At 48.7% G+C, this 25221-nt stretch carries 26 protein-coding genes and 1 riboswitch; of the genes, 18 read left to right on the top strand and 8 right to left on the bottom strand.

The features are described 5' to 3' along the window. Positions 1-43: 43 nt before the first annotated feature. Complete coding sequence (locus AUC31_RS07375) at positions 44-1216, top strand: MFS transporter (protein WP_058380664.1); 1173 nt, start codon at positions 44-46, stop codon at positions 1214-1216. Here the strand turns inward: AUC31_RS07375 and AUC31_RS07370 are convergent. Beyond that, positions 1192-1500: a hypothetical protein gene (locus AUC31_RS07370; protein ID WP_058380665.1), complete on the bottom strand. Its 309-nt coding sequence runs from the start codon at positions 1498-1500 to the stop codon at positions 1192-1194. The genes AUC31_RS07375 and AUC31_RS07370 overlap by 25 nt on opposite strands. A 167-nt stretch (positions 1501-1667) precedes the next feature. Beyond that, positions 1668-2198: a peptide-methionine (S)-S-oxide reductase MsrA gene (gene msrA, locus AUC31_RS07365; RefSeq protein ID WP_058380666.1), complete on the bottom strand. Its 531-nt coding sequence runs from the start codon at positions 2196-2198 to the stop codon at positions 1668-1670. Positions 2199-2432: 234 nt separating this feature from the next. On the opposite strand from msrA, the gene AUC31_RS07360 reads away from it, so the two are divergent. From AUC31_RS07360 to AUC31_RS07350, 3 genes are all read left to right on the top strand, one after another. Further along, the gene (locus AUC31_RS07360; RefSeq protein WP_058380667.1) at positions 2433-3377 is read left to right on the top strand and encodes an LCP family protein; all 945 of its coding nucleotides are present in this window, start codon (positions 2433-2435) and stop codon (positions 3375-3377) included. Positions 3378-3434: 57 nt separating this feature from the next. Beyond that, positions 3435-4625, top strand: a complete 1191-nt coding sequence (locus AUC31_RS07355; protein WP_058380668.1) for an AI-2E family transporter — start codon at positions 3435-3437, stop codon at positions 4623-4625. Between the two features lie 67 nt (positions 4626-4692). Further along, the gene (locus AUC31_RS07350) at positions 4693-5112 is read left to right on the top strand and encodes a sporulation protein (protein ID WP_058380669.1); all 420 of its coding nucleotides are present in this window, start codon (positions 4693-4695) and stop codon (positions 5110-5112) included. 112 nt (positions 5113-5224) lie between these two features. Here AUC31_RS07350 and AUC31_RS07345 read toward each other — a convergent pair whose 3' ends face one another. Beyond that, on the bottom strand, positions 5225-5830 hold the full coding sequence (locus AUC31_RS07345; protein WP_058380670.1) for a YkoF family thiamine/hydroxymethylpyrimidine-binding protein: 606 nt from the start codon (positions 5828-5830) through the stop codon (positions 5225-5227). Between the two features lie 80 nt (positions 5831-5910). Then, positions 5911-6015, bottom strand: a riboswitch (TPP riboswitch). Positions 6016-6197: 182 nt separating this feature from the next. On the opposite strand from AUC31_RS07345, the gene AUC31_RS07340 reads away from it, so the two are divergent. Then, positions 6198-6410, top strand: coding sequence for a hypothetical protein (locus AUC31_RS07340; protein ID WP_058380671.1), 213 nt, complete (start codon positions 6198-6200; stop codon positions 6408-6410). Positions 6411-6472: 62 nt separating this feature from the next. Here the strand turns inward: AUC31_RS07340 and AUC31_RS07335 are convergent, their stop codons facing one another. Together AUC31_RS07335 and citZ are read right to left on the bottom strand one after the other, a co-directional pair. Further along, positions 6473-7933 carry a protein adenylyltransferase SelO gene (locus tag AUC31_RS07335; RefSeq protein WP_058380672.1) on the bottom strand — a complete coding sequence of 487 codons (1461 nt, stop codon included), beginning with the start codon at positions 7931-7933 and terminating at the stop codon, positions 6473-6475. 156 nt (positions 7934-8089) lie between these two features. After that, positions 8090-9208, bottom strand: coding sequence for a citrate synthase (citZ, locus tag AUC31_RS07330; RefSeq protein ID WP_058380673.1), 1119 nt, complete (start codon positions 9206-9208; stop codon positions 8090-8092). A 462-nt stretch (positions 9209-9670) separates the two neighbouring features. On the opposite strand from citZ, the gene AUC31_RS07325 reads away from it, so the two are divergent. The 7 genes from AUC31_RS07325 to AUC31_RS17690 all read left to right on the top strand — a co-directional run bounded on the left by AUC31_RS07325 (position 9671) and on the right by AUC31_RS17690 (position 17602). Continuing rightward, complete coding sequence (locus AUC31_RS07325; protein WP_058380674.1) at positions 9671-10462, top strand: hypothetical protein; 792 nt, start codon at positions 9671-9673, stop codon at positions 10460-10462. A gap of 211 nt (positions 10463-10673) precedes the next feature. Next, a complete protein-coding gene (locus AUC31_RS07320; RefSeq protein WP_058380675.1) occupies positions 10674-11849 on the top strand; it encodes a M20 metallopeptidase family protein in 1176 nt (391 codons plus the stop codon). Positions 11850-11860: 11 nt separating this feature from the next. Continuing rightward, positions 11861-13177: an amidohydrolase gene (locus AUC31_RS07315; RefSeq protein ID WP_058380676.1), complete on the top strand. Its 1317-nt coding sequence runs from the start codon at positions 11861-11863 to the stop codon at positions 13175-13177. Continuing rightward, positions 13170-14417, top strand: a complete 1248-nt coding sequence (locus AUC31_RS07310) for a M20 family metallo-hydrolase (RefSeq protein WP_058380677.1) — start codon at positions 13170-13172, stop codon at positions 14415-14417. Before AUC31_RS07315 ends, AUC31_RS07310 begins: the two co-directional genes overlap by 8 nt. Beyond that, the gene (locus AUC31_RS07305) at positions 14401-15714 is read left to right on the top strand and encodes a helix-turn-helix domain-containing protein (protein WP_058380678.1); all 1314 of its coding nucleotides are present in this window, start codon (positions 14401-14403) and stop codon (positions 15712-15714) included. Before AUC31_RS07310 ends, AUC31_RS07305 begins: the two co-directional genes overlap by 17 nt. Before the next feature lie 21 nt (positions 15715-15735). After that, complete coding sequence (locus AUC31_RS07300; protein WP_058380679.1) at positions 15736-17250, top strand: AbgT family transporter; 1515 nt, start codon at positions 15736-15738, stop codon at positions 17248-17250. A gap of 190 nt (positions 17251-17440) precedes the next feature. Then, on the top strand, positions 17441-17602 hold the full coding sequence (locus AUC31_RS17690) for a hypothetical protein (RefSeq protein ID WP_157073469.1): 162 nt from the start codon (positions 17441-17443) through the stop codon (positions 17600-17602). A gap of 92 nt (positions 17603-17694) precedes the next feature. Here the strand turns inward: AUC31_RS17690 and AUC31_RS07295 are convergent, their stop codons facing one another. Further along, positions 17695-17892, bottom strand: coding sequence for a hypothetical protein (locus AUC31_RS07295; protein ID WP_058380680.1), 198 nt, complete (start codon positions 17890-17892; stop codon positions 17695-17697). A gap of 359 nt (positions 17893-18251) precedes the next feature. Here AUC31_RS07295 and AUC31_RS07290 point away from each other — a divergent pair, with 359 nt between their 5' ends. From AUC31_RS07290 to AUC31_RS07270, 5 genes are all read left to right on the top strand, one after another. After that, positions 18252-18680 carry an Hsp20/alpha crystallin family protein gene (locus AUC31_RS07290; protein ID WP_058380681.1) on the top strand — a complete coding sequence of 143 codons (429 nt, stop codon included), beginning with the start codon at positions 18252-18254 and terminating at the stop codon, positions 18678-18680. Positions 18681-18745: 65 nt separating this feature from the next. Then, complete coding sequence (locus AUC31_RS07285) at positions 18746-19225, top strand: DUF2243 domain-containing protein (protein WP_058380682.1); 480 nt, start codon at positions 18746-18748, stop codon at positions 19223-19225. Between the two features lie 133 nt (positions 19226-19358). Then, positions 19359-20012, top strand: a complete 654-nt coding sequence (locus AUC31_RS07280) for a cytochrome c oxidase assembly protein (RefSeq protein ID WP_237150726.1) — start codon at positions 19359-19361, stop codon at positions 20010-20012. 123 nt (positions 20013-20135) lie between these two features. Next, positions 20136-21026, top strand: a complete 891-nt coding sequence (locus AUC31_RS07275) for an HNH endonuclease (protein ID WP_058380683.1) — start codon at positions 20136-20138, stop codon at positions 21024-21026. A 335-nt stretch (positions 21027-21361) separates the two neighbouring features. Continuing rightward, a complete protein-coding gene (locus tag AUC31_RS07270; RefSeq protein WP_058380684.1) occupies positions 21362-22348 on the top strand; it encodes a LacI family DNA-binding transcriptional regulator in 987 nt (328 codons plus the stop codon). A gap of 46 nt (positions 22349-22394) precedes the next feature. Here the strand turns inward: AUC31_RS07270 and AUC31_RS07265 are convergent, their stop codons facing one another. Beyond that, positions 22395-23126: a YqcI/YcgG family protein gene (locus AUC31_RS07265; protein ID WP_058380685.1), complete on the bottom strand. Its 732-nt coding sequence runs from the start codon at positions 23124-23126 to the stop codon at positions 22395-22397. Positions 23127-23314: 188 nt separating this feature from the next. Then, positions 23315-24316 carry an ion channel gene (locus AUC31_RS07260; RefSeq protein WP_058380686.1) on the bottom strand — a complete coding sequence of 334 codons (1002 nt, stop codon included), beginning with the start codon at positions 24314-24316 and terminating at the stop codon, positions 23315-23317. Positions 24317-24453: 137 nt separating this feature from the next. Here AUC31_RS07260 and AUC31_RS07255 point away from each other — a divergent pair, with 137 nt between their 5' ends. Continuing rightward, positions 24454-25143, top strand: a complete 690-nt coding sequence (locus tag AUC31_RS07255) for an SGNH/GDSL hydrolase family protein (protein WP_058380687.1) — start codon at positions 24454-24456, stop codon at positions 25141-25143. Positions 25144-25221: the final 78 nt, after the last annotated feature.

Raw genomic sequence — 25221 nt, 5'->3', positions numbered from 1 at the left:
CAGGAACACAAGTTTGGTGCTGAGGGATAAGGAGAGAGAAAATATGAGGGAAATTCAAACAAAATCAGCATTGACTGCCGTTATCTTTGCCATTCTACTAGTGGCGCTCAATTTGCGTCCGGCCATCTCTTCGATCGGGCCGATGCTCGAACCGATTCGAACGGATCTTGTACTGACCAACGGGCAAGTCAGTTTATTGACCGCAGTACCCGTCCTATGCATGGGGCTATTCGCGCCGTTTGCGATCGTTTTCAACCGTCGCTTCGGCTTGAAGCGTTCCATCGGCTTTTTGCTGGCGGTCATCGGCGTGTTTACTTTAGGACGCGGCTTTTGGCCGAGTTATTTCAATTTATTGCTCAGTTCGTTTTTCATCGGCATCGCGATTGCCATCATCGGGCCGATGTTGTCTGCGATGATCAAACGGGATTTCCCGACCCGGACGGCTTCATTGATCGGTGTTTATTCGTTCGGAATGGGACTCGGTGCGACACTTGCCGCAGGATTGACGAGCGTTGTCTATGCGGCTTCTGGATGGCCAGCAGGGCTTGCGGTTTGGTCAGGCTTGGCACTCGCCGCACTTATCGTATGGTTGAGAATGCCTGAAGCGAGCGCAAAGTCAGAACAACTGCCGGATGATCCATTGCCGATTAGCGGAAGCCCGTGGAAAAATGTAAAGGCTTGGTATATGCTTTTGTTCTTTGGCTTTCAATCGGCTTTCTTTTTCTCGATGCTGACATGGCTCGCGCCCATTGCGATCGACAAGGGCTTAAGCGTGCTGTCGGCAGGAGCGGTCGTCACCGTCATGACGGCGGTGCAGATTGTCTGCAATATTTCCATTCCATTGCTGTTCAGCCGTTATCCGAACCGCTTTTTATGGGTATTGGCTGTGCTCGCATTCGGCACTGCCGGAATCCTGTTATTGATGTTTGCAGGGGCTTGGGCAGTATGGCCGGCCGCCGCTTTGATTGGTGTGGCGCTCGGCGGCTTGTTTCCGATTGCTTTACTATTGCCGCTCGATGCGACAGATTCTGCTGACGAAGCGAATAGCTGGGCTGCAATGACGCAATCCGGCGGGTACTTGATTTCGGCATTCATGCCGTTTATCATCGGAGTCGTCTATGACCAAACAGGCAACCACGATATTACTTTATGGATGTTCTTGGCATTCGTTTTGTTGATGATTCTTTTTGCTTATTTGCTCAACCGAAAAGCTTGATGGCGCCGTTTCGCAGGTGGCTCAACGGCCATCCACGAAAAATAAAGCGATAGAAGCGGAAACAGGATTGCCCATGAAACCACCATCATTGGCGGAATATCCGCCTCTGGAAGTAAAGTGGAAAAATACCAATAATTCAGTTCGAGCGATGAGATGAGCGTGACGAGGGGACCGATGAAAATCCGACTTGCCAACAGCGCCGCTGCGACGCCAAGTAGGATGACAAACGGCGGAAAAAGGATCAATTGTACGAAAAAAATGTCCAATGTACTGAGCCATTGCATGATAATGCCTCCTGTTTAGCGCAATTTTACGGAAAAACCCGCGTATCCTGATTTTAAACTAAGTGAATAATCTGTCAATAAAAACATTCCAGTGAACACTTATGCGGAGATCGACCGCTTAAGGAATCTTTTTACGGAGATTTTCAGCAATAGAAAAAGCCGGCGCATCAAGCGTCGGCTTTCTTCCACGCACTAGTTAAAAATTCATCGCGCCCGGATTCGGCGCGGTCTTGTGCGTAATGATCTGGATTTTTCAAGTAGAAATCCTGATGGTACTCTTCGGCAGGATAGAAAGGCTCGGCATCCTGGATTTCAGTGATGACCGGTTTATTGAAGCGGCCGCTCTCGTCAAGTTGTTTTCTGGAAGCAATCGCCAATTGCCGCTGCTCATCATTGTGGACAAAGATGGCAGGGCGATAGGAAGCTCCGCGGTCCTGGAACTGGCCATCATTATCGGTTGGGTCGATTTGCTGCCAGAAGATATCCAATAATTGCTCGTATGGGAAGACAGCTGGATCGAACGTGATTTCAACCGCTTCCAGGTGGCCGGAATGGCCGCTTTTCACTTGTTCATATGAGGGATTCGCCAAATGGCCGCCAGTATATCCGGAAACGACGGATTCAATGCCATCGAATTGGTCGAATGGCTTGACCATGCACCAAAAACAGCCGCCAGCGAATGTTGCTTTTTCTAACATCGGATTGCCTCCTTCTATGATATAGGCCGCTGTCTTCGCTTCCTTAAGAAGTTGTCCATCGCATCGGCAAGCCGGTTGGACGTCTCCATTGAGGTCGAGTAGCGCGCCTGAGAATAAGAAGAATTTTACCACTCCGGTAAAGCGCAGACAATAAAAACGTGTTGAGGAGGGAAACCTCTCTCTATTAATATGCGTCTAAACAAATTGTACAGCTCAGAAAGGAATGTAATCATCATGGAAGAACAATACGAAACGAGACAGACCAGAAAGCGCAGACGATTCCGCCCGAGAGGCAAACTTTTCTTATTATTGATCATTTTATTGCTCGGTGCCGGAGTTTACTTTTTCATCCAATATCAACAAGGCCAAAATATAGCCGGTGAAACTGAAATTGAACCGGAACCATTTGCGGGTGATGCAGACAATAGCGGGTACCAGAATATTCTCGTGCTCGGGGTGGATTCGCGCGGGGAAGAACAATCCCGTACGGATACAATGATGATGGTGACGCATGACCGTGAAAATAATGAAGTGAAGATCACATCGTTCATGCGCGATATTTATGCAGATATTCCAGGTTATCAATCCTATAAATTGAACACAGCTTATTATTTAGGAGGCGTCGATTTATTGGCGTCGACCTTGCGTGAAATGTTCGGCGTCGAAATCCACAATTATGCGCTGGTCGACTTTAAGAGCTTTGAAACGCTGGTCGATATCGCAGCGCCGAGTGGTGTGGAAATCGATGTTGAAAAAGAAATGTCCGAGAAAATCGGCGTGACCCTGTCTCCCGGCGTCCAGAATTTGAACGGCCAGGAATTGCTCGGCTACGCGCGCTTCCGTTCGGATAATGAAGGCGACTTCGGCCGTGTGCGCCGTCAGCAGCAAGTGATCGCCGCATTGAAAGATGAGTTGATCAGCGTGTCGTCGATCCCGAAACTGCCAAAGCTAGCTGGAGCGGCACAAGGCTATGTGCAAACCGATATGCCGTTGGTCGACCAAATCAAATTGGCGACACAGCTCGGAACCGGCGGCAGCGGGGAAATCGAACGCTTGACGATCCCAGTGGAAGGCGGCTACAGCTATGCGAATTATCCGCAAGCGGGTTCGGTTCTTGAAATCGATATAGAGCAAAACCGCCGTGCGCTGGAAGAATTTTTGTCTCAGCCACTCAACTAATTTTTCAGATAATATGGTAAACTACAGGTAGAAGCCTATATAAAGAAGGGGATCGCCATGCCGCCAGATGACAATAGACCGCCGTTTTTCGCTACCAACTATATTCGCTTCCTGGGCGGGAGGAATACGTTTTTTACATTATTGATTTTGATCTTGATCGGGCTTGTCGTGTTCATCTTCAGGGAAGTATCATTTATCTTCAATCCGCTCAATGTATTCATGAAAACGGTTGTCTTGCCGGTCGTCCTGGCGCTTATTTTGTATTACTTGCTGCGTCCGGTGCTGCGGTTGCTGGAACGGTTCAAGATCCCGAGAATTTGGGGGATTCTCATTATCTTCCTCGGGGGCATCGGGCTCTTGACGTTGTTGAGCGTCCTTGTTTTCCCCTTTTTAAGGGATCAGTTTCAGAACTTGATCGAAGAATTTCCGGATTATTTCATGCGCTTATTGAATAATATCGACCAATTCTTGCGCAATTCCTTTGTTGGTGATTATTACCGGGATTCGAGCTTCAACATCGAAGCATTGATTGCCACCTTGCCGACCAGCATTGCGGATACACTACAAGCGACAGTGACGGGCATCATCGCTCGCGTCACCAGCTGGATTTCGACCATTACGGGCGTCATCCTGTCGATTGTCATCGTGCCGTTCATCCTGTTTTATCTATTGAAAGACGGCGACAAGCTTCCAGGCTATTTCCTGAAATTGCTGCCGCCAAGATTTCGGGATGATACAAGAGAAGTGTTAAAGGACGCAGACAAGCAATTGGGGGCATATATCCAGGGCCAGCTCATCGTCGCCTTCTGTATTGGCGTCATGGTTTACATCGGCTTTTTAATCATCGGTATGGATTATGCACTGCTGCTCGGCGCGCTGGCAATGGTGACAAGCATCGTTCCTTATATCGGTCCAGCTATAGCGATTACGCCCGCTGCGATCATCGCACTCGTCACTTCGCCGTTCATGCTGGTGAAACTGGCGATTGTGTGGACCGTCGTGCAGTTGGTGGAAGGCAATTTGATCTCGCCGCAAGTAATGGGCAAGACGATGTATATCCACCCTGTCACGATCATTTTCGTCCTGTTGACGGCAGGCTCCTTGTTTGGCGTCGTCGGAGTCATTTTGGGGATTCCGATGTATGCGTTGCTGCGGGTCATCGTCAGCCATCTATACAAGCTGTTCAAGCGGCGTTATAACCGCTATGAGACAAACTTGGATAATCAATACGACTACACCGAGCTTTAAGCTTTCTGTTTACAGGATGCAGGAAAGTGGTATGGAGAATTATCAAATTTTGGGGGTATAGATTTTTATGAAATTCAAAGACTTTTTATCTTCGATCGGCATCGGTTCGGTCAAAGTGGACACAGTAGTAGAAAGGCCGCATCTTGAAGAAGGCGAAACATTAAATGGGACCGTCTATTTAGACGGTGGAAGCGGCGATCAGGAAATCGATTATATCGAACTGCAAGTGATTCGTTTAGTGGAAGATTACCGGGAAGACAGCGATTTCGATTTTTATGAAACGCCAGTTGCCAAGCAGAGCTTGGAATTTGCGGGATCCGTGAAATCGAAGAACACCGTCATGCAGCAATTCGAGATTGTCCCAGATGAGCGGTGGGTGCTGGAGAACGTGAATGCCAAGTTGATTTTACGGACGATTGTCCACGTGAAAAACGGCGTTGATGTCCAGGATGAGGACGAAATCACTTACGGTAAAATCGACAGCTGAAAACAGGTTGATAATAATATTATGTAAACCAAAAAACATCCCTGCAGTGAACGATCCAACTGCGGGGATGTTTTTTTAGACCAAAATCTAGGGTCACGAGGTAATTTATTCTTTAAGAAAAATCTTCAGCGCCTGTTTTATGTGAAGGGCTGTTGATGCTCATGGATACGGTCATCACGAGATGGGGGTATTTAGTGGAGCGCGCGCTGGAAAAGCTCGTTTCGTAAAAAGAAAAGACTTCATGAATATCCCCGTGGATGCCGCTAGCGTAATGCATGGAATCGTTCCATACCCCAAACTCTTTTGCACGTTCCACTTCGCGGTAGATAACTTCCATATAATCGGGATTGTTCATCGGGTAAAGCGCGAATTGCGATGAAACGTATTGCTTACTGTCGTCTTGATTTGCCGGTTCATCCGGCGCCTCCAAATACGCATTACCTGCGGTATCTCCAGGACATCCAGCTGAAAAGGTGCCGGACAGGGCGATATGTTCCTTCGTCTTCGCCGCATGAAGAGCGAGAGCCTTCGCGACATTAAAGACATGCTGTTGTTTGCCCCGAATGACGGTGGAGACATCATCGGTTTGCATCCACACATTGGACGTGTCGGTGTCCTTTAACGCGCTTTTGATGATGCTGATGAAATTGCCGCTCATCGGATGCAAGGAAAAGCGAAATCCGACGATCGGGCTGGTGCCGCATGAAGTTGGTTCCATTTAGAATCCCTCCTAAAAATATGCACAAAAAAGCCACATCCGTGAAGATGCAGCCACTATTCCGTATTTCGTCGTCATGTCGGAAAGTCACCGCACTTCCTCACGCAGGTCCTAACCTGATCGAGTCATAAGGGATCGGAGCGAAAGCTCTCATCTCAGCAAAACATGCACCCCCAGTGCAGAAAAACGGTATGTGGTTTTACGTGTCGGGTTTGCCCGATGGCTAAAGTCTAAGCCAAATACTTTTCCAAGTAAAGGAATTCTACTATTTTCATCGACAATGAGAAAATGACGGCAGAGGTGAATACTCCCTGAAAAATCGGGTAAACCTAAAGCAGACAAGCATTTGAGGAGGAATCCATTTATTATGGCATCAACAAAAAAATTCCGTGTCGTTTATCATTTCGGCGCAGGCGTCGAAGCGGTCAACACCGTCGAAGCCGATACCCCGAAACAAGCAGTCAGCGGTTTGGATGCGGATGATTTCCGCGAATTTATCGGCGACAACGATACGTATTACCAATTCAAGATGAACGAAGTCAAAATGGTCAGTGTCACTGAAGTCACAGACGGACAGTGATCAACCAGCCAAGCGCAATAGAGAAAACCCCCTGCCGATGAAGAGGCAGGGGATTTTTTGGTTCATGTTCCGCAATAAGTCTGGTATGGAGGCGTTGAAGGCGGTGGAGGGGCTGTATAGGGCAGCTGCTCTTCGGAATGGGCATATGGATTTCGAAGGATATCCAAAAGCTTTTCCATCACTTCATAATCGCCTTGCGCCGCTGCTCCCAATGCTGCTTCCACGCGGTGGTTGCGCGGGATGACAGCTGGATTTCGGTTTTTCATCAATTCCAGGATTTCTTGTGCTGAACGGCCTTCTTGCTGTTGGCGGGCTTTATAGCGGCTATGCCAGTCTTTAAAAGCCGGGTCGTTTGCCAGTTGGGGCTCTTCCACTGCTTCGAAAGTCAAGAAACGGAATGTATTAGTATAATCCGCTTGCTTTTCCTGCATCAATGCCAGCAAGTCATCGATTAATTGTTCATCTCCTGGCGCTTCGGTAAACAAGCCCAATTTTTCGCGCATGCCTGATAAATACAATCGTTTTTCTGAACTTATATATTCCTCAAGCGCTCCTTGGAGAGAAGACAAAGCCTGTTTTTCCGGAATCTCATTTAAAAGAGGAAACAGGGACTCTGCAAAACGCGCTAAATTCCATCCGCCGATGAGCGGCTGGTTACGATAAGCATAACGGCCGCCAGCATCGATCGAGCTGAAGACCGCGGATTCGTCGAAGCGGTCCAGAAAAGCGCATGGGCCGTAGTCGATCGTTTCGCCGCTGATCGCCATATTGTCCGTATTCATAACGCCGTGGACAAAACCGGCGAGCTGCCATTTCGCGATGAGTGAAGCTTGCCGCTGCGCTGTCTGGCGGAATAATTCGATATAGCGGTCTGGCCCGGTGATGTCTGGGAAATGCCGTTTGATCGTATAATCCGCTAAAGCTTTCAAATCTTCAGTCGAACGGTATTTCGCTGCGAATTGAAAAGTGCCGACACGGATATGGCTTGAAGCCACACGCGTCAGGATCGCTCCAGGCTCTGCAAAGTAGCGCTGAATCTTTTCTCCTGTCAATACGACTGCAAGGCTTCTGCTCGTTGGAATCCCGAGCGCATGCATGCTTTCGCTGATCATGTATTCCCGCAACATGGGCCCGAGTGCCGCGCGGCCGTCTCCGCTTCTGGAAAAAGGCGTGATGCCGGCGCCTTTTAATTGGACATCGAAAATCTCGCCATCCGGTGTTTGCTGTTCGCCGATTAAGATGGCACGGCCGTCGCCGAGCATCGTAAATTGGCCGAATTGATGGCCGGCATAGGCTTGGGCGAGCGGGAAGCTGCCTTCAGGAAATTGATTGCCTGCAAACATTTGCAGGGATTCAGGGCTGTCTAGCTGTTGCGGGTCCAGGCCAAGTGATTTTGCCAATGCTCGGTTCGCGATAACGAGTTCAGGTGACGGGACCGGGTTGGCTTCCATTGGGGCATATAAGGTTTTGGGCAGGCCTGCATAACTATTGTGCAGTTTCCAGCCGCTCTCTGTATGATTCATGGGCGTGCCTCCTATTATCGATGTTTTGGTATGTCTTTCCTGTTATTATAGCCACAATGAAATCCTTGAAACAACCAAAGGGGGCTAGCCGGGCAAATAGAAAAGCTTGAGCCATACACCCAATCGAAGGGGAGGCTCAAGCTTATGCTGATCGATTTAACGTTCTTCAACCGACACGTAAGTTTGCATGCCAGGCCCGATGTATTCCGCACGCGGGCGGATCAGGCGGTTGTTCGAGTATTGCTCCAGGATGTGCGCAAGCCAGCCCGACGCACGGGAGACCGCGAAGATCGGCGTGAACAAATCATGCTCGATGTTCAACGAGTGATAGACCGAAGCCGAGTAGAAATCGACGTTTGGCGGAAGCGGTTTTTCGCTCGTTACCAATTCTTCGATTTTCACGGACATGTCATACCATTTCGATTCGCCGCGAAGCTCAGTGAGCTTTTGCGACATTTCGCACAAATGCTTCGCACGCGGGTCGCCTTTTTGGTAGACACGGTGGCCGAAGCCCATGATTTTCTCTTTGTTCGCCAGTTTTTCTTTGATGACCGGCTCGACGTTGTCGACCGATCCGATTTCTGTGAGCATCTTCATCACTTGCTCGTTGGCGCCGCCATGAAGCGGGCCTTTCAAAGCGCCGATCGCTGCTGTCACGCCGGAATAGACATCCGACAAAGTAGCGACTGCGACACGCGCCGTGAACGTCGAAGCGTTCAGTTCGTGGTCTGCGTGAAGCACAAGCGCTTTATTGAACGCTTCGACTTCGATGTCTTTTGGCTCTTCGCCAGACAGCATGTACAGGAAGTTCGCTGCGAAGCTGTAATCCGTTTTCGGTTGGATCGGTTCTTTGCCGGCGCGGATGCGGCCGAAGGCCGTCACGAGCGTCGAGATCTTCGCCTGGATTTTGATCGCTTTGCGGTAGTTCGCCGCATCTTCCATCACTTCCGCTTCTTCGTCGAAGAGGCCGAGCATGGAGACCGCTGTGCGCAGTGCCGCCATTGGATGGACGTGCTTGATGTCGTATGTCTTGAAGTGGTCGAGCACCGCTTGCGGTACCGCCATGTTGTCCGCGAGCTGCTGTTTCAGCTCCGCGAGTTCGTCTGCCTTCGGCAAACGCTGGTGCCACAAGAGGTAGATTACTTCTTCGAAGCTGGCGTTGTCCGCTAGATCGTCGATATTGTAGCCGACGTATGTAAGGGTATCATCGATGATCGAACTGATCGCCGATTGTGTTGCGACTACACCTTCTAAACCTTTAGTTGTTGCTGTCATAAAAAATCTCTCCTTTTTGATCATTATAGTTGCCGGTCAAAAACTTCAAGTGGCGCAGTTTCTGAAGCGCTTTCATTTAATTTCAAAAAATAAGACGCATGCTGACACGGCTGGATTTAACTGATTATTATGTAATTTTACAGGATATAAGCATGCGGCAGTGCTTAGGAAGCTGAAACAAGAAAAAATGGCTTGAAGCAGTTAAATGATGGGTTGAGGGACTGGAGAATTATATTTTGTCCCCGATGGGTGGTACAGTTAGGCATATGAAGCATTCCAGAGAATTTAACGGGCGGCCATAATGCGGCTTGGCTACGGAAATGTTTATCGCGTGCGCATAAAGGGAAAAAGCTCTTGCTTGTGTTTTTAAAAAGGTTTTTCTTATAATAAGGCTAACGAGATGAGAATGGGAATGACTTGAAAAATGGCGAAAGATGGACATACAGAGAAGGAGTTAAACCATTGAAAACTACGGAACAAGGGATCCGCTATATTGAATTGATGGATGGAGAGCCGGCAATGAATATTCCGGCTATGGTAAAGACAGCGAAAACGGCGTATAAACCGTTTAATTTCAAAGATAAAATCGAATTTCTTTTCTTTTATAGTGAACGCAAAGATTTCAGTCATGCGATCTTCACTGAATACGGTATCATCGACGATGAGTTTGACGGCAAGAAAGCCGTCCATCATCCGTTTGGTGTCAAAAGCATCATTGGAATCGAAATGTCGGGAAATGACACAATCCCTTTGATTGCCTTTGTCCTGGGCCAGGCGATCGAGCATTTTAAACAGAATATGGACATCCGGCGGCACGCCGAATGGCAGGAGTTGGACAAAAGCGACAGCTACCAATGCTGGCAAACCTACTTCTGCCAAGTCCATAGTTCAGTGATCCGGCAAGGGATGCAAGGGTCGACAGATTTGTTTTTGAGAAGCTTGCCGTTTGTCTTGGCGAAGAAAGAAGAAAGTTTTTCGGCGCCTTACTTCACGGGAACATTCCGCCATTTAATCCATAGCATGAGCGAATTATATGTCATGAGGCAAGCGGGCGAAACCGAACAGGCGGACGACCATACGAAAACGCTCGAGGAACTTACCGATTCGGCATTTATGGAAATCTACGAGAAGCTCTACGCAGAACTTGCGGAATACCTGGAAACGCTCGGCATCAAATACAACGAAGTGCACGATTGTGCGATTTTCAACGTCATCGAGCAGCGTAAAAATCAATTTGCTGCATTATATAGCTGATTTTGCATCTTATGTTCTGCAACGATTCACCAATATCACGATAGCTCAAGTTCTGAAGAAGCCTTCGCATCAGCGAGGGCTTCTTTTTTATTGAAAGGATATTCAGAAAAATCAAAAAGGGGGTAGCATTTCACAAGGCAAGTACGGTACACTTTCTATTAACGGAATGATTAAGGTTTATTTCCTTAAATACGAAAAGCAGGTGACAGCGATGAAAATACAAGCACAAGAACTATTCGAAGACATACGCGAATTCCGCCGGGATCTCCACGAACATCCTGAACTGAGCGGCGAAGAAATGGAAACTTCGCAAAAAATTCAAAAAAAGCTCACTGAATACGGTATCGAATACCATGCCGGATTTGCCAAAACAGGTGTTCTCGGAATCATTGAAGGCGGCAAGCCCGGCAAGACGGTCGGGTTGCGCGCAGATATCGACGCCTTGCCAATTACGGAAAAAGCGGATGTCCCATTTAAATCCAAAGTCGATGGGAAAATGCATGCATGCGGCCATGATGCACATACCGCAATGCTGTTGGGAGTTGGGAAATTGCTCCAGCAACAAAAAGATCAAATCGCAGGAACGGTATTGCTCATTTTTCAACCAGCCGAAGAAAACGCGCCGACTGGAGGAGCTGAGCAAATGATGGCTGACGGCGTGTTCGATCGGTACCAGCCAGATGTCATCTTGGCGCAACATGTATGGCCGGGGCTTCCGGCAGGGCAAGTTGGGGTCATCGACGGGCCGATCATGGGGAATTCTGACCGTTTCCACGTCACGATCCACGGGTCAGGCGGCCATGCATCAATGCCCCATCAAACAATTGATGCCATCGTCATCGCCAACCAGGTGATGTCGGCCATCCAGACCATCATTAGCCGAAACGCCAACCCGATGGACTCTGGCGTCATCACGATCGGAAAAATCTCGGGAGGCTACCGCTATAATGTCGTGGCAGACAGTGTGGTATTGGAAGGCACAATCCGTTCATTATCAGACGAAACGAAGAAATTATTGAAAAAACGCTTCCACGAAGTCGTCAAAGGCACCGCCGACATGATGGGTGGCTCATGTGAAATCGAATATTCAGATGGATATCCCGCTACGGTCAATACGAAACGCTGGGCTGAAGTGGTCCGTGACTCTGCCACCAAGCAATTGGGCGCGGAAGGTGTTCCTGAAGTGATCGGCAGCATGGCAGGCGAAGACTTCGGGCGCTTCTTGAAAAAATACGAAGGCGTTTACTACTGGCTCGGCACATCGGTCGGAGAGGCACAAAAACCGCTCCATGACCCAGGCTTCATGATCGACGAACAAGCATTGTCGATTGGAACCGGCCTGATGGCTCAGGCGGCACTCGATGTGCTTGCGGAATTGAATAACTAGGAGGAATGGACATGACAGATGCTATCGAACGGTTTATGGAAGAGATTGAACCGCATCTCATCGACCAACGCCGCAAACGGCATCAGTATCCCGAAATTGGATTTGCGGAATATGTGACGACGTACCACTTAAGCGAACAATTGGCCGGTAAAGGCTTTGAATTGTTTTATGGTACCGATTTTTTAACGAGCGATGAACGCATGGGCGTGCCAGATGCAAAATTTTTGATACAGCAGGAACAACGGGCACTCGCTTACGGCGTCCCTTCTGATTTTTTGGAAAGGATGAAAGGCGGGCATACCGGGCTTGCTGCGGTACTCGATACCGGCAAGCCAGGGCCGAATTTCGCTTATCGCTTTGATATCGATGCCTTGCCGATTGAAGAAGACGATACCTCAGGCCACGTGCCAGCTAGGCAAGATTTCCGCTCGGATATTTCGGGCATGATGCATGCCTGCGGCCACGATGGGCATGCCGCTGTCGGGCTCGGGCTCGCTGAATACCTAGCAAAAGAAAAAGACAACCTTCGGGGCAAATATACGATTTTATTCCAGCCGGCAGAAGAAGGCGGACGCGGTGCAAAGGCCGTTGTCGATAAAGGCTGGCTGGACGATGCCGATTATTTCCTGAGCGGCCATGTCGGTATACACGATTTGCCGTCTGGGACGGTCGCCGCGGCCACGTCCAAGTTCTTGGCAAGTTCCAAAATCAACGCGAAATTCAGCGGCAAATCGGCGCATTCCGGATTGGAGCCGAATGCTGGACGTAACGCTTTGCTCGCAGCAGCATCCGCCACCATGCATTTACACGGCATTTCTCGCCATAAAGATGGGGCGACGCGCATCAATGTCGGCACTTTGCACGCGGGATCGGGACGCAATATCATCGCCGATCGAGCGCTGATGGAAATCGAGACACGTGGCGAGACCAACGACTTGGATGAATACATGCAGGAAAATGCATTGCGCATCCTACAGGCGAGTGCAGCGATGTTTGATGTCGAACTGGAAATCGAGCATATGGGAAAAGCGATTTCGGCCGACGCAGATCTTGAGTTCGCCGCCATCGTGGAACGTGCCTGCACTGCGTCGAAACGCTTGAACATTGTGCCGCATTTGCCAATCGGCGCATCAGAAGATGTTACGTATATGATCGAGCGCGTCCGTGAACGCGGAGGCAAAGCGACTTTCATGATTTTTGCCAGCCCCTTGCCGGCCGGCCATCACCATCCGCGTTTTGATTACGAGGAACAGGCATTGACGGCAGGATTGGAAACATTGATCCGGACGACCGATCATTTGCTGAAGGAGGGGAACACTCGTGAATAACTGGCTCGTTGAGCAATTGCAACGGATGAACTTAAGCGATGTACTGGTCCAGCCGCAAGGGTTTACGCGGGAAGGCTATACAGCGGAAGAAACGGAGGCCATCGAAGCTTTTAAAGCAATCGCTGAAGAATTGGGACTCGACGTTTCAGTAGACGCTGCAGGAAATGCTATCGCCCGCTGGAACGTCACGGGTGGGCATGCGGCAGTAGCAACAGGGTCCCACCTCGACACTGTGCCAAACGGCGGGGCGTTCGACGGCGGCGCCGGTGTTGTCTGCGGGCTTGGCGCCGTCAAAATGTTGAAGGAAGCCGATTTTAAACCGCAGCGGCCTATCGAAATCATTTGCTTCCGTTCTGAAGAATCCTCGCGTTTTGGGGTCTCGACAATCGGCAGTAAAGCAATGAGCGGAATATTGGATCCATCTATTGGCACACTCGAAGACCAGCATGGCATCACGCTCGCGCAAGCGGTCGAAAGCCAAGGGTTTGTGTGGCAGGAACTGGTGAATGCAAAGCGTTCAAAAGACGAGTTGCAATGCTTTATCGAACTGCATATCGAACAAGGGATGCACATCGTCAATCACGAGAAAGATTATGGAGTCGTTAAAGGCGTCGCTTGTCCCGTCCGTTTGGCGGTCACGTTCCATGGAAAAGCGGGACACACGGGAACGACGCCGATGGACCAAAGGCAAGATGCACTGGCTGCCGCCGCGCCGTTCATTTCATTCGTCCAGGAGACGGCGCTTCAAATGAATGACGCCTACGAAAAATCGCTGGTCGCGACCGTTTCGACCTTGACGGCTTCACCGAATTCGATGAACGTCATTCCGCAAACGGTCACGGCAGGCGTCGATATCCGCAGTGTGGATGATGTATTGAAAAACAAGATGGCAGATGCCGTACGGAGCGAAGCGAAGCGCATCGCAGAAACAACAGGCGTGCAGATCGATATCGAAGTGCTGGTCGACAACCCATCCGTGTTGCTCGATGACGGAATCGCCCAACAATTGGTCGATGCTGGCGACCATGAAGCTTATTTGGCACATCGAATGGACAGCGGCGCCGGACATGATGTCATGAACATGGCACAAACTTGGCCAAGCGGGTTGCTGTTTATTCCCTGCAAGGATGGATTAAGCCACCACCCCGACGAATTCGCGAGCGCTGAAGATTTGAAGATGGGCGTCGAATTATTGTCCCGCTTCTTGATGGAGGCCACCGGACATGACGGAAAACGTTAAAGTCGGGCTGATCGGGCCGAATGATTCGGTCAATGAAACGATGAAAGCGGCAGGCAGCTTAGAAGGCATCGAACTGATTCCTTTCATCTACCAGCACACTGAAGAAACGAAAAACATTATCAACCAACATTCGGCACGTATTGGCCATTGGCTCTTTTCAGGCCCGGCGCCTTATCATTTTGCGTTGAAAGAAAAATTAATCGATGCGGATCATGCGGATTATATTCTACTGCACGGGTCAAGCCTGCTCGGAACGATGCTCGACGCCTTTATGCAAGAAGGCGCTGTGTTATCGAGCATCAGCGTCGACTCGGTTCCGCGCCGCGAAGTGCTGAAAATGCTTAAGGATTTTGATCTGGAAAAATTGGAGATCCATACCGCGCCGGAGCTTGGCTATATACCGGCAGAAGAATTGATCGATTACCACGAAAAACTGTACCGCTCCGGGCACATCCAAGCAGCGCTTACTTGCGTCCATGCCGCTTATAACGGCTTGAAGGAGCGCGGCGTGCCGGTCTACCGGATCAGCGTATCGGAACTGGCCGCCCATCGTGCGATTTCCGTCATCAAGGAAAGAAGCCTGTCAGACTTGTACCGAATGAAGCAATTGGCGATGATTGGCATCGAAATTATCTACCCGAGCCAAGCGCAGCAGCGCAAAACGCCGTTCAAAATTGAACGGCAGGAACTCGCGGTGAACCGGGTGCTCATCGATTTTGCCGAAGAAGTCAAAGGCTCAAAAGTCGGAATGGGCAATGGCATCTACTTCATCTATACGACTCGCGGAGAATTGGAACTTTACAGCAAATCACATCATCCGGAAGAGCTGAAGGAAGAGATTTTTGCCAACAGCAAGTTCCAGGTGCGCATCGGCATCGGCTATGGACGGACCGTCACGGACTCGGAGCAGAATGTCCGCCTGGCGCTTGACTACGCCCGAGAAAAAGAGAACGGCGTGGTCATCAATATCGACGAAGGCGGAAAAGTGACGGAAATCAACTCATCAGGTGAGCGTCTCCGCTACAGCCGCCGCAGTTCCGAGTCGAAATGGCAAGAAGCGCTGAAAGGCGCAGCGATTAGCCAGACCGTCATTTCCCGCATTGAATCATTGTCCCACCACTACGCGAAAGTTGAACTCACTGCGTTGGAATTATCGCAATGGATGAACAGCACAGAACGCAATGCGCGCAGGATCTTAACGGAGCTCGAGAGCATCGGCCTCGCCGAAGTGGCGGGGGAAGAAGCCGGGCGTCGCGGCAGGCCGCGGAAATTGTACCGTTTGCTATTCGGTGCATAAAACGAAAAGGGAGGAATGGGAATGGCAACACCGACAGAGCAACAAGACAAAAAAGGATTTTTGAATTTCATTGAAAAGTGGGGCAACCGCTTGCCCGATCCATTCTTCATTTTTGTATACTTAGCAGTTTTTGTCGTTTTGCTGTCATGGCTGGTCAGTTCGCTCGGGACGACCGTTGTTCATCCGGGAACGGGCGAAGAACTGGCAATTCAAAGCATCGTCTCAGGGGAAGGGATCCGTTATATCCTCGCAGAGACGATCAATAACTTCACCGGCTTTGCGCCGCTCGGACTCGTGCTTGTCATGATGCTCGGCATTGGTTTGGCTGAACGTGTCGGGCTGATGGAGACCGCCATCAAAAAATCCATCCTGAATGCACCGAAATCACTGATCACTTATGCGGTCATTTTCACAGGGATCATGGGGAACTTGGCGTCAGACGCTGCCTTTATCTTGGTGCCGCCTCTTGCGGCAATGGTCTTCGCCTCTGTTGGCAGGCATCCGCTCGCCGGACTTGCAGCAGGGTTTGCCGGAACGGGCGCAGGGTTCACTGCGAACATCCTGATTACCGGAACAGATGCATTGCTATCCGGGATTTCCACAGAAGCTGCCAGAACCATCGACGATACCATGATCGTAACGCCTGTCGATAACTGGTATTTCATGAGCGCATCCGTTGTCGTTATGGCGATTGTCGGGGCGATCATCACTGAAAAGCTGATTGAACCGCGCCTTGGCAAGTACACGGGCAGAACCGATAATTCATTTGAACCTGTGACAAAACAAGAAAACAAAGGCTTGCTAAATGCGTTGATCGCAGGGGCCGTCTACATCGGCTTGATCGCTTTGCTGCTATTCTTCCCAGGCTCGCCTGTCCGCAACGAAGACGGTGGGATCATCCCGTCGCCCTTCTTATCTGGCATCGTGCCAATTATCCTGTTTTTCTTCATTACAGTGGCCGTTGCCTACGGCATCACGGTCAAGAAAATCACTGAATCAAAAGACATTCCTGCTTATATGGGAGATGCCATCAAGGACATGTCCGGCTATATCGTCTTGATCTTTGCTGCAGCCCAGTTCATTAGTTATTTTAATTGGAGCAACCTGGGCATCTGGCTTGCTGTCAACAGCGCTGAATTCTTGACGAGCATCAATATGACAGGCTTGCCGGTCATGGTCGGCTTCAGTATTCTTGCCGCCCTATTGAACCTATTGATTTTCAGCGGATCCGCACAATGGGCGTTGATGGCGCCGATCTTCATCCCAATGTTCATGCTGCTGGATTATCATCCCGCATTTGTCCAATTGGCATTCCGCATCGCGGATTCATCGACGAACATCATCACGCCGCTCAATCCATATATTTTGATCGTGCTTGCCTTCATGCGCGAATACGACAAAAAAGCGGGCCTCGGCACCTTAATTTCTTTGATGCTGCCGTATAGCCTCATATTCTTTGGCGTATGGCTTGTTATGATGATCATCTTTGCATTGACTGGGCTGCCGATCGGCCCTGGGATCAGCTTGCGTATGTAAAAGAAAAAATCCGCCTCTTGTAGGCGGATTTTTTAGGGGTTGGAGCTGAATCAAGATCAACTGACAAACGCTTTTATGGCACAGCAAATGAAAATCGCTTATTTTGAAAGTTTTTTCCGTTTGTTAATAGTTTGTTCATAGTTGCCCTGTATACTGGTCTAGGAAGTCATCCGAGTGGAGGGTGTGTCGAATGAATCGTCAATCCAATCAAATGAAGCAATTAAAGAGAATGTTCGATGAATCGTATGAAGTGTGCAGAAAAACCAACGGTGCCATCGTTTCCGAACTGCGAAAACAAGGCGTCAACGCTTCACTTTGCAAAAAGCCGGCAATGCTTGAACCGTCTGTATAACCTGTACGCGTCCCGAAATGCCGCCAATCAACTTGAAATGACCAAAAAAAGCTGTCCCTGCTGCCGATTCGGCAGAGGGACAGCTTTTTCAGTTAATAGCTAAGCCCTTTTTCGTAAAGCCACATTTTCAGGCTCCCGAATGAAGGGAAGGAGATGGATTCGCCGGTTTCAGGATGCTCGGCGCGGACGATGATGTCCAATTCGTTCGGTGTAAAAGACCAGCCTTCTTCCATAAGGGAACGCACTACTTTCACCATCATACTCGAACCTTTAATCGTACCCATTTCCATCGCTATCATCTCCTTCAGTAATATCTCCCATTATAACAGGGAAATCATTTTGAGTAGTACACATATGCTTTCTGTAGTATTCCTGTAAACATGTTTTTTTAAACCTGCCTTCAGAATAAAGGATAAAAGCAAGGCGAATTTGTATTTAAAGCCTACCAGACCAGCCAGCGAAGAGGAATTTTAAGGAGTTTCTTTCCGGTGTAACGTGGAATATGTAAGCTTTCGTCAAACTATTGGGAATTGGTAAAAAACTGGTTGACTTTTTGGGAAAACTCCCTATAATTCACAGTAACAGCACCAACTATAAGGAAGAGTCTCTGGCCTTGTTTTAAATAATCGACGATCGAGGAGGAAGACTGATGAAATTCATGCCCAGAAAACGGGAGGATTTCTTCCCGAAATTATTCCAAAGCGATTTGGATTCGGATTTCTTTGACCGATTCTTCAAGGAAAGCAATTATCCTCAAGTCGACGTAAAAGAAGCGGACGGGCAGTATGAAGTGGTAGTCGATGTACCAGGTTTTTCAAAAGATGATATCCAGGTCGATTTCAAAGACGGTTATTTATCAATCAGCGGCAAAAAAGAGGAAAGCTCGGAAACTTCGGAAGATGAAGGCCATTACATCCGAAAGGAACGTTCTTTTGGATCGTTTAAGCGCAGTTTTTACGTCGGTGATGTCGATGACCAAGCCATTAAAGGAAACTTCAAAGACGGTGTCTTGCAATTGACTGTGCCAAAACCGGAAGAAAAAGACTCCGGCAATGGCAAACGCATCGAAATCGAGTAAAGAGCCTGGCCAGAGGCTCTTTTTTCATTGATCTAAGAATAGCGAAGTAAAAAGGAGGGGCATATATGGCAAGTAAGAAACAGGAAATCGCAGATGAAACAGCCCGTAAACTCCAAAAACAGAATTTCTGGTCCGGCGTATTGTTCGGGATCGGCTCGATGGCGTTCGTCGATGAAGTGATCTTCCACCAATTGCTTCAATGGCATCATTTCTATGATTTGGCGACACCGCAAATCGGTATTTTTGCCGATGGTTTGTTGAATTCTTTTGCCTGGGTTGCAGCGATTGGCGGGCTATTCATGTTTGCAGACTTGAGAAGGCGGCACGCGGTCCGCCTGCGGTATTGGATTGCCTCAGTCCTTATGGGTGCAGGGGGATTTCAGCTGTTTGATGGGATCATAGACCATAAGGTGTTTAGGACCCACCAAGTCCGTTATCAGGTCGAATTATGGCCCTATGACTTGAGCTGGAATTTATTTGGCGCAGCTTTGCTCATTGCGGGGGTGTTCCTTGCAAAATCCGCCAAGGAAAGGCGGTCCGCATAAAGCGATGATACATCATTACCTCGGCTCCATAGAACCTTGGTTTCAGCTAACAGCGGCGTTATTGCTCGCCTGGTCCCTGATATTTTATCCGATGCTTTCGATATGGACCAACGAACACTATAGGAAATGGCCCATGCACCGGTACCTGTTTTGGTTTGCTGGCGTGATCGCGGCAGGCGCTTCATTAGTCGGCCCTTTGGCGAACGCAGCACACACCAGTTTTTCCTTCCATATGACTGGGCATTTGCTGCTTGGCATGCTGGCACCGCTATTATTGCTGCATGGCAAACCGTTGACTTTGGTGATGAGGGGCTTGCCGACCCAATCCGCGCGTCGCCTGAGCCGTTTGTTGAATAGCCAATTCATTGCAGTCGCAAGCCATCCTGCCAGCACCGCGTTGTTGAATTTCGGCGGCTTGTTTATTCTGTATAGAACGGATTTATTCGTCTTGATGCACCAATCGACAGGGGTTTACGCTTTAGTCCATATTCATATTTTGTTGGCAGGATATATGTTCACGTGGTCGATTTTATATACCGACTTGACTGCCCATCGGCATTCGTTCCGTTTGCGCGCAGCGGTCTTGGTTGTAGCGCTAGCAAGCCATAAAGTGTTGGCGAAATTGCTTTACGCTATGCTCCCTGCTGGAATCACGACCAGTGACGGGCAAATGGGAGCGCTAATCATGTATTATGGCGGAGATGTTATCGATCTGGCCCTTATCATCCTTTTTTGCTATAGCTGGTATAAAGCCACCGCGCCTGGTCGAATCACCCGTGCGGTTTGACAGCCATTTCCTTTCAGGAGATGGCTTTTTACTTGGCCATCATTTGGTTTGTTTGCAGTAGCACCGGGCGGAAACGGCAAAATGATGGTAGAATAGAAGAAAGCAATTGTCAGGAGGCACGTAATGAATAGCTACATCGTCATGCAGGGGGAAACTTATAGAGAAGAAAAGCGTCTCGGAATTGTCCGGGCGCCTATGAAAGATAAATCGGGAACCACGCCACATTCGTGGGAGCGGGTGAAATCATTGCAAAAAGGGGACCGGACCTTCCATTACGTCAGAGGCGCATTGGTTGCGGTGGGAACCATTCAAGAAGATGCGCGCGAGCAGGCAGCAGGCACACCACAAGCTGAGTGGATTGCACCTTGTGAATACTTGGAACTGGACGACCCATTGGAAATTGCGTCTTGCATTAAAATGGTAGCGGAACATTTGCCGATCAAGTATTCTGCTTTCCAACCGGACGGCAATGGCAACTCAGGCTATGTATACCCATGCAATGAAGCATTGGCGCTGGTGTTTTTGGAATTATTATCGTCCTCGAAATGGCGCAATATCGAGCAATTGGAATTTGTTTACGACGCTGTTCGGGAAGAGAAATACAATTCTTTGACCGCTTGGATGATGGATTCCGAATACTTGCTGCGTCGAAAGTTCAGGGACTTCAAGAGGCAGTTTAAAGCAGTGCAGTTGGAGCGCTGGGGAAATAAATGTGCCCTTTGCAGCCTCGATAATCCTGCATTGCTGAAGGCGGCCTATAGCAAGCCTTGGAAAGACAGCACTGATGCAGAACGGGTCAACCCAGCGAATGGGGTGCTATTATGCGCCAACCACGCAGCGCTTTATGAAAGCGGCCAGATTTCCTTTACCGGTGTAGGCACGCTGAGAATGTCAGCAGCCATTCAACCACAAGCAAGCCATTATGGTTTGAAGAAAAATATGCGCATCGCAGCGAAGGATTCGAATACAGCTTTTTTCAGATGGCATCGTAATAATTTTTTTGTGGGTGAATAATGAATTTAGCGCGCGGCGATTGCTGCGCGCTTTTTTATTTATAAATTATGAATTTTAGTAACGCGAATAATGTGACCGCGCGCAAAAAACCCTTTTATGAATAAGTAAACATAAAAATAAAATGAATAAAAATGAATAAAAAATAATAAATTCACTTAATTGAATAAAATTATTCATTTGAAAAGGTCTTGAATTCACCAAATTCTTTTTTTGCTGTTCGGCATGTTTCTTTCATTAGTTCTTCTTGGACAGCTTTTTTTGAATCTGCCATGAATATCGTGGTTAGGTGTGTTATAGTATATTCAACAAATGAATGAATGGGAAGGGTGACGGAAATGGTATCGACCACAGAAGTTGCAAAACATGCAGGAGTCTCTCAAACGACGGTGTCGCGGGTGTTGAATCGGCCAGAGCAAGTCAAAAAGGAAACATACGACAAAGTGATGCAAGCCTTAGCTGAATTGGATTACGGAAATGACAGTGCAGCTCATGCACAACCCGCAGAGACACCAAAACATATCGCCGTACTGTTTGCGGAGGATTGCGCACCTGAAGAATTCGCCCGCTTGCGCGAATTTACCGAATCGGCACAGGCATCGGGCTATGAGCTGACGGGCCATGCATTGATTGGCAGTGAATCGACGGAAGACAGCAAGGCTTTCGTAAAGGGAGTTGCTGGCGTCATCGGCATCGGCAGCCTTCCGGTTGAATTGAAGGAATATTTGAAAGAAGCAAGTCCTTATTTGCAAGCCGAAGAAGCAGTAAATGCTATGAAACCTTTTGATGGGCGGAAAGCGGCATACCTTGCCACAAGCCATCTTGCTGAAAAAGACCATCAGCAAATTGCTTGGATTGGGAGCGATCTGCCGGATAGCGGCGAAAGGCTGCGAGGCTACTATGAAGCTTTAGCGCATCATCAATTGAAGCTGCGCAAAAAACGCATCCATTCGACACAAAGCCCCGCCGATTTCGATGCCATTGCGGCTGAATTGCGTTCATTCAAAAAACCGACCAGTGCGTTTGTTGCCGCGAGCTATGAAGACGGGCTGCAATTACTCAATTCATTGAAAAGCGCTGGATTCAAAGTGCCAAAAGACATCAGCATCGTAGTGGTGGGGGAACCTGCAGAAGGGGATGACGCTGAATTGACGGCCGTCAAGCCGCCATCCGCTGCACAGCCATTTGCCCAGCAAGTGGTGGATCGCTTGCTTGAGCAGATCGAAGGAAGCGAGATGGAGCCGTCAGCTATCGAGGACGAGTTGCAACTTATCAATGGCAACACCGTGAAAAAGTTTAAAGAGCGGCAAAAAAATAAAGCCTAACCAAAAAAGCGTCCGTACAGTTTGCTGTACGGACGCTTTTTTATAGTTACAGTTCTTTATGCGAAAACGGGCATTTGCCTTTGACCGGCTCAACATCATCACCGATGAAGAATTGCTTCCATTCATTGTGCTCCGGGTCGCCAAAATGGCTGATATCCGGATGGGTCGGCAATTCATCCCACTTCTCAACGCGTTCCCGGACCTTTTCACGCGACATAATGCCGCCTTTTTCAGTCCCTGTCAGCCCTTCGAAGATCCTTCTCGGCTGGAACCCGAGCACCATTGAATTGCCAAGGTGGCGGGTGCGGCGCTGTTTATAGGCGGGCGCGTTGCCGAAGATGAAAATGGGTTCTCCTTTAAAGTTGAAATCCCATAAATAATGATCGGGATCCCGCGGCGCCTGTTCCGGCCATTCGGTATCATCCATGTCGTGAAGATACTGGAGGATTTCCCAAAATTGCTTGCGGTAAGCATCGAGCGGCCCTTCAGATTTAAATGGTTCTACGAACACGAACAAGCCATGCCGTTTATGTTTCGGATCTTCAAATAAAGTCAAAAATTCTGCTACGGCTCCCGGCAAATTTGACCAATCATTTTGGCTTATGTATGCATAGCGCAGCTCGCTTTTTAATTCGCCGCTTCTGCCGAAATAGCACGGGAAGGTCTTATCCGTGACCGTCTCGTGAAAGGTTTTGTATTCGCGGAGCAACCAGTCAGGCAAGTCGTTGCGGTTTGTGAAATCTTCTTTTGTCAATAAAGCAGGAATTGTCGTTTGCATTACTTAGCCTCCAATTTCAAAATCTCATCCTTCAAATTGTTCCCTGAATGTTTTTAATTGAAACACCTTATTTAAATTTATTGGGAAGAACGACAAAAACAGGAAATGAAAAAAGCGCCAGGAAATTGCGCTTTCTTCACGTCGATCTATCCAATTATATATTCAGACATTGTGATTCATTCATCGATTTATTCAAGGTCGTTTGCTGTGCCAGGCCATGATTCACCCGTCATTTCCACAAGCCCGAGAAGCTTTCTTCTGCGGAGTTTAAATGATTCCATTGTCTTTTCATAGGATTTTGCATCAACGGTCGGAATCGACGCGTCGAGATTCGCCAGCACTTGATGGGGAGGAACTACGGTAGATGCGTCGATGGAGGAGCTATGCAAGGTATCCAAATAACTAGTGACGCTGCTTGAAAGTTCCTGCATCAATAAGGCATTGGGTTGAATGTCTTTCGGTATGCCATGCTGTAAAAAAGTCAATGATTCATCCAACACAACAATATTGACCGGCAACGATCGGTCATGCGTCGAACTGCGGTAATAATGGAGTACGGGATAGGCGTTGTATTTCGACACGGCATTGCTTAATTCATTCGCGAACGTATCGAGCAATAGATTAAGATTGTCGAAGTTTTTCCCGTTCCAGGCGGTGTTGACGAAGGAAGCTGGATCCGCTGCAATGCCGCTAATGCTCGCTGCAAGAGAACGTTTTTCTGACACGGCGCTCAGCACTTGCAGCAAGTAAGTCACGCCGAAGGTAATGAATAGCATGCCGGTGCCGGTTGCAAAAATCGCCACGATTTGCCAGATGCCATCATCGGGTGCGAATTCGCCGTTGCCGAGCGTAAAGATTAAGTAGCCTGCATAATAGGCATATTCAACCCACGACAATGGGCCGCCGTCTTTGGTATCGACAATCATATCGGAACTGGCAAAAATGAAAGTCCAGCCAGCCCAGAGCAGAAAAATCCATGTTGCCAAGGTAGAGACCAAAATAATCGGCCCCGCAAGGCTCAGGAATTTTGAATTGTTCCGGCTTACTTGCTTATGAAGCGTCCAGTAGGCGGAAGTGAGCTTATGGGTCAATGGCCCAGCGCCGCCATCGACCCATAAAGTTGTCCAGATGAAATCGGTCAATGTGAGGACGACAATTATAATCCCGATGATTAAATAAAGTTGATCCATCAACATCCCTCCTTATCTGTTCTACTTGTCCATACCCCATGAGCCTTGCAGGATATGCATATAAGCGTGAAAAAGGTAAAGAACCAGGAAAATATGTTAAAATGAAGAGATACGAGTATGAGGGGGCGTGCAGAAGATTGGGCAATAATTTCCGGTCAAGTGCCCTTTATCAAAAGGCACTCAGACGTAAAAAACGCAATGCGGCCAAGCCGCGAAAGATAGATAAAATTGTCATTCTCGGCGACTCCGTAGCATATGGCTACGGGACGAAAGGCGGGATTGCAAGACATTTGGAAGACAGTTTTCCCGATAGCGAAGTGATGAACTTCGGCATCAATGGTTTGACGAGCGATGGCCTCGTTGAACGGCTGCGGGGCGATTATTGGCAGGCGGAATTGGGCAAAGCCGATCTTGTGCTATTGAATATTGGCGGCAACGATTTGCTGCGTCAATACAAAGGGGGAGGCGCAAGCGAGTTGATCCGCCAGTTTGCTGCATTGAAAAAGAAATACCGCCGCAATTTATTGGAGATCTACGGAGCTATTCAAAAAGGCAATGAGGAAGTGCTCATCGTCCAGAATAGTTTATATAATTCGATGAAAAAAGAAGTGCAGTATTTCGGTTTTACCAACCTTTTGTTCCGTATGTGGAATTCTGCAATCGGGGCAAAAGGCGTCATCGTCACGAATACACGGAAAATGGGGAAAGTGCCTTCCATTTGGCTCGACTCGATCCACCCGAACGAAGAAGGTTATGCCATTATGCACCAATTGCTGTTGGAAACTTTGCAGACGACCGGCATAGCGGTCGCAAAAGAGCGTCGATAAACGATCAGACCCGGGCCGGCTATGGCTTCCGGGTTTTTTTAATGCTAAGAAGCTCAACGCACGAGCAGCTGGGAGAAA

Source organism: Planococcus rifietoensis, assembly GCF_001465795.2.
In the GTDB taxonomy this organism is placed as follows: Bacteria; Bacillota; Bacilli; order Bacillales_A; family Planococcaceae; genus Planococcus; species Planococcus rifietoensis.
This window is presented reverse-complemented; position numbering and strand designations above follow the sequence as displayed.

What these genes read in the sequence shown, in the direction of transcription:
- AUC31_RS07355 (WP_058380668.1), top strand. Translation starts at nt 3,435, where the DNA reads ATGCCGCCAGATGACAATAGACCGCCGTTTTTCGCTACCAACTATATT.
- AUC31_RS07350 (WP_058380669.1), top strand. Translation starts at nt 4,693, where the DNA reads ATGAAATTCAAAGACTTTTTATCTTCGATCGGCATCGGTTCGGTCAAA.
- AUC31_RS07270 (WP_058380684.1), top strand. Translation starts at nt 21,362, where the DNA reads ATGGTATCGACCACAGAAGTTGCAAAACATGCAGGAGTCTCTCAAACG.
- AUC31_RS07370 (WP_058380665.1), bottom strand. Translation starts at nt 1,500, where the DNA reads ATGCAATGGCTCAGTACATTGGACATTTTTTTCGTACAATTGATCCTT.
- AUC31_RS07295 (WP_058380680.1), bottom strand. Translation starts at nt 17,892, where the DNA reads ATGGAAATGGGTACGATTAAAGGTTCGAGTATGATGGTGAAAGTAGTG.
- AUC31_RS07280 (WP_237150726.1), top strand. Translation starts at nt 19,359, where the DNA reads ATGCACCGGTACCTGTTTTGGTTTGCTGGCGTGATCGCGGCAGGCGCT.
- AUC31_RS07320 (WP_058380675.1), top strand. Translation starts at nt 10,674, where the DNA reads ATGAAAATACAAGCACAAGAACTATTCGAAGACATACGCGAATTCCGC.
- AUC31_RS07375 (WP_058380664.1), top strand. Translation starts at nt 44, where the DNA reads ATGAGGGAAATTCAAACAAAATCAGCATTGACTGCCGTTATCTTTGCC.
- AUC31_RS07305 (WP_058380678.1), top strand. Translation starts at nt 14,401, where the DNA reads ATGACGGAAAACGTTAAAGTCGGGCTGATCGGGCCGAATGATTCGGTC.
- AUC31_RS07300 (WP_058380679.1), top strand. Translation starts at nt 15,736, where the DNA reads ATGGCAACACCGACAGAGCAACAAGACAAAAAAGGATTTTTGAATTTC.
- AUC31_RS07260 (WP_058380686.1), bottom strand. Translation starts at nt 24,316, where the DNA reads ATGGATCAACTTTATTTAATCATCGGGATTATAATTGTCGTCCTCACA.
- msrA (WP_058380666.1), bottom strand. Translation starts at nt 2,198, where the DNA reads ATGTTAGAAAAAGCAACATTCGCTGGCGGCTGTTTTTGGTGCATGGTC.
- AUC31_RS07290 (WP_058380681.1), top strand. Translation starts at nt 18,252, where the DNA reads ATGAAATTCATGCCCAGAAAACGGGAGGATTTCTTCCCGAAATTATTC.
- AUC31_RS07335 (WP_058380672.1), bottom strand. Translation starts at nt 7,933, where the DNA reads ATGAATCATACAGAGAGCGGCTGGAAACTGCACAATAGTTATGCAGGC.
- AUC31_RS07315 (WP_058380676.1), top strand. Translation starts at nt 11,861, where the DNA reads ATGACAGATGCTATCGAACGGTTTATGGAAGAGATTGAACCGCATCTC.
- AUC31_RS07340 (WP_058380671.1), top strand. Translation starts at nt 6,198, where the DNA reads ATGGCATCAACAAAAAAATTCCGTGTCGTTTATCATTTCGGCGCAGGC.
- AUC31_RS07285 (WP_058380682.1), top strand. Translation starts at nt 18,746, where the DNA reads ATGGCAAGTAAGAAACAGGAAATCGCAGATGAAACAGCCCGTAAACTC.
- AUC31_RS07275 (WP_058380683.1), top strand. Translation starts at nt 20,136, where the DNA reads ATGAATAGCTACATCGTCATGCAGGGGGAAACTTATAGAGAAGAAAAG.
- AUC31_RS07345 (WP_058380670.1), bottom strand. Translation starts at nt 5,830, where the DNA reads ATGGAACCAACTTCATGCGGCACCAGCCCGATCGTCGGATTTCGCTTT.
- citZ (WP_058380673.1), bottom strand. Translation starts at nt 9,208, where the DNA reads ATGACAGCAACAACTAAAGGTTTAGAAGGTGTAGTCGCAACACAATCG.
- AUC31_RS17690 (WP_157073469.1), top strand. Translation starts at nt 17,441, where the DNA reads ATGAATCGTCAATCCAATCAAATGAAGCAATTAAAGAGAATGTTCGAT.
- AUC31_RS07265 (WP_058380685.1), bottom strand. Translation starts at nt 23,126, where the DNA reads ATGCAAACGACAATTCCTGCTTTATTGACAAAAGAAGATTTCACAAAC.
- AUC31_RS07360 (WP_058380667.1), top strand. Translation starts at nt 2,433, where the DNA reads ATGGAAGAACAATACGAAACGAGACAGACCAGAAAGCGCAGACGATTC.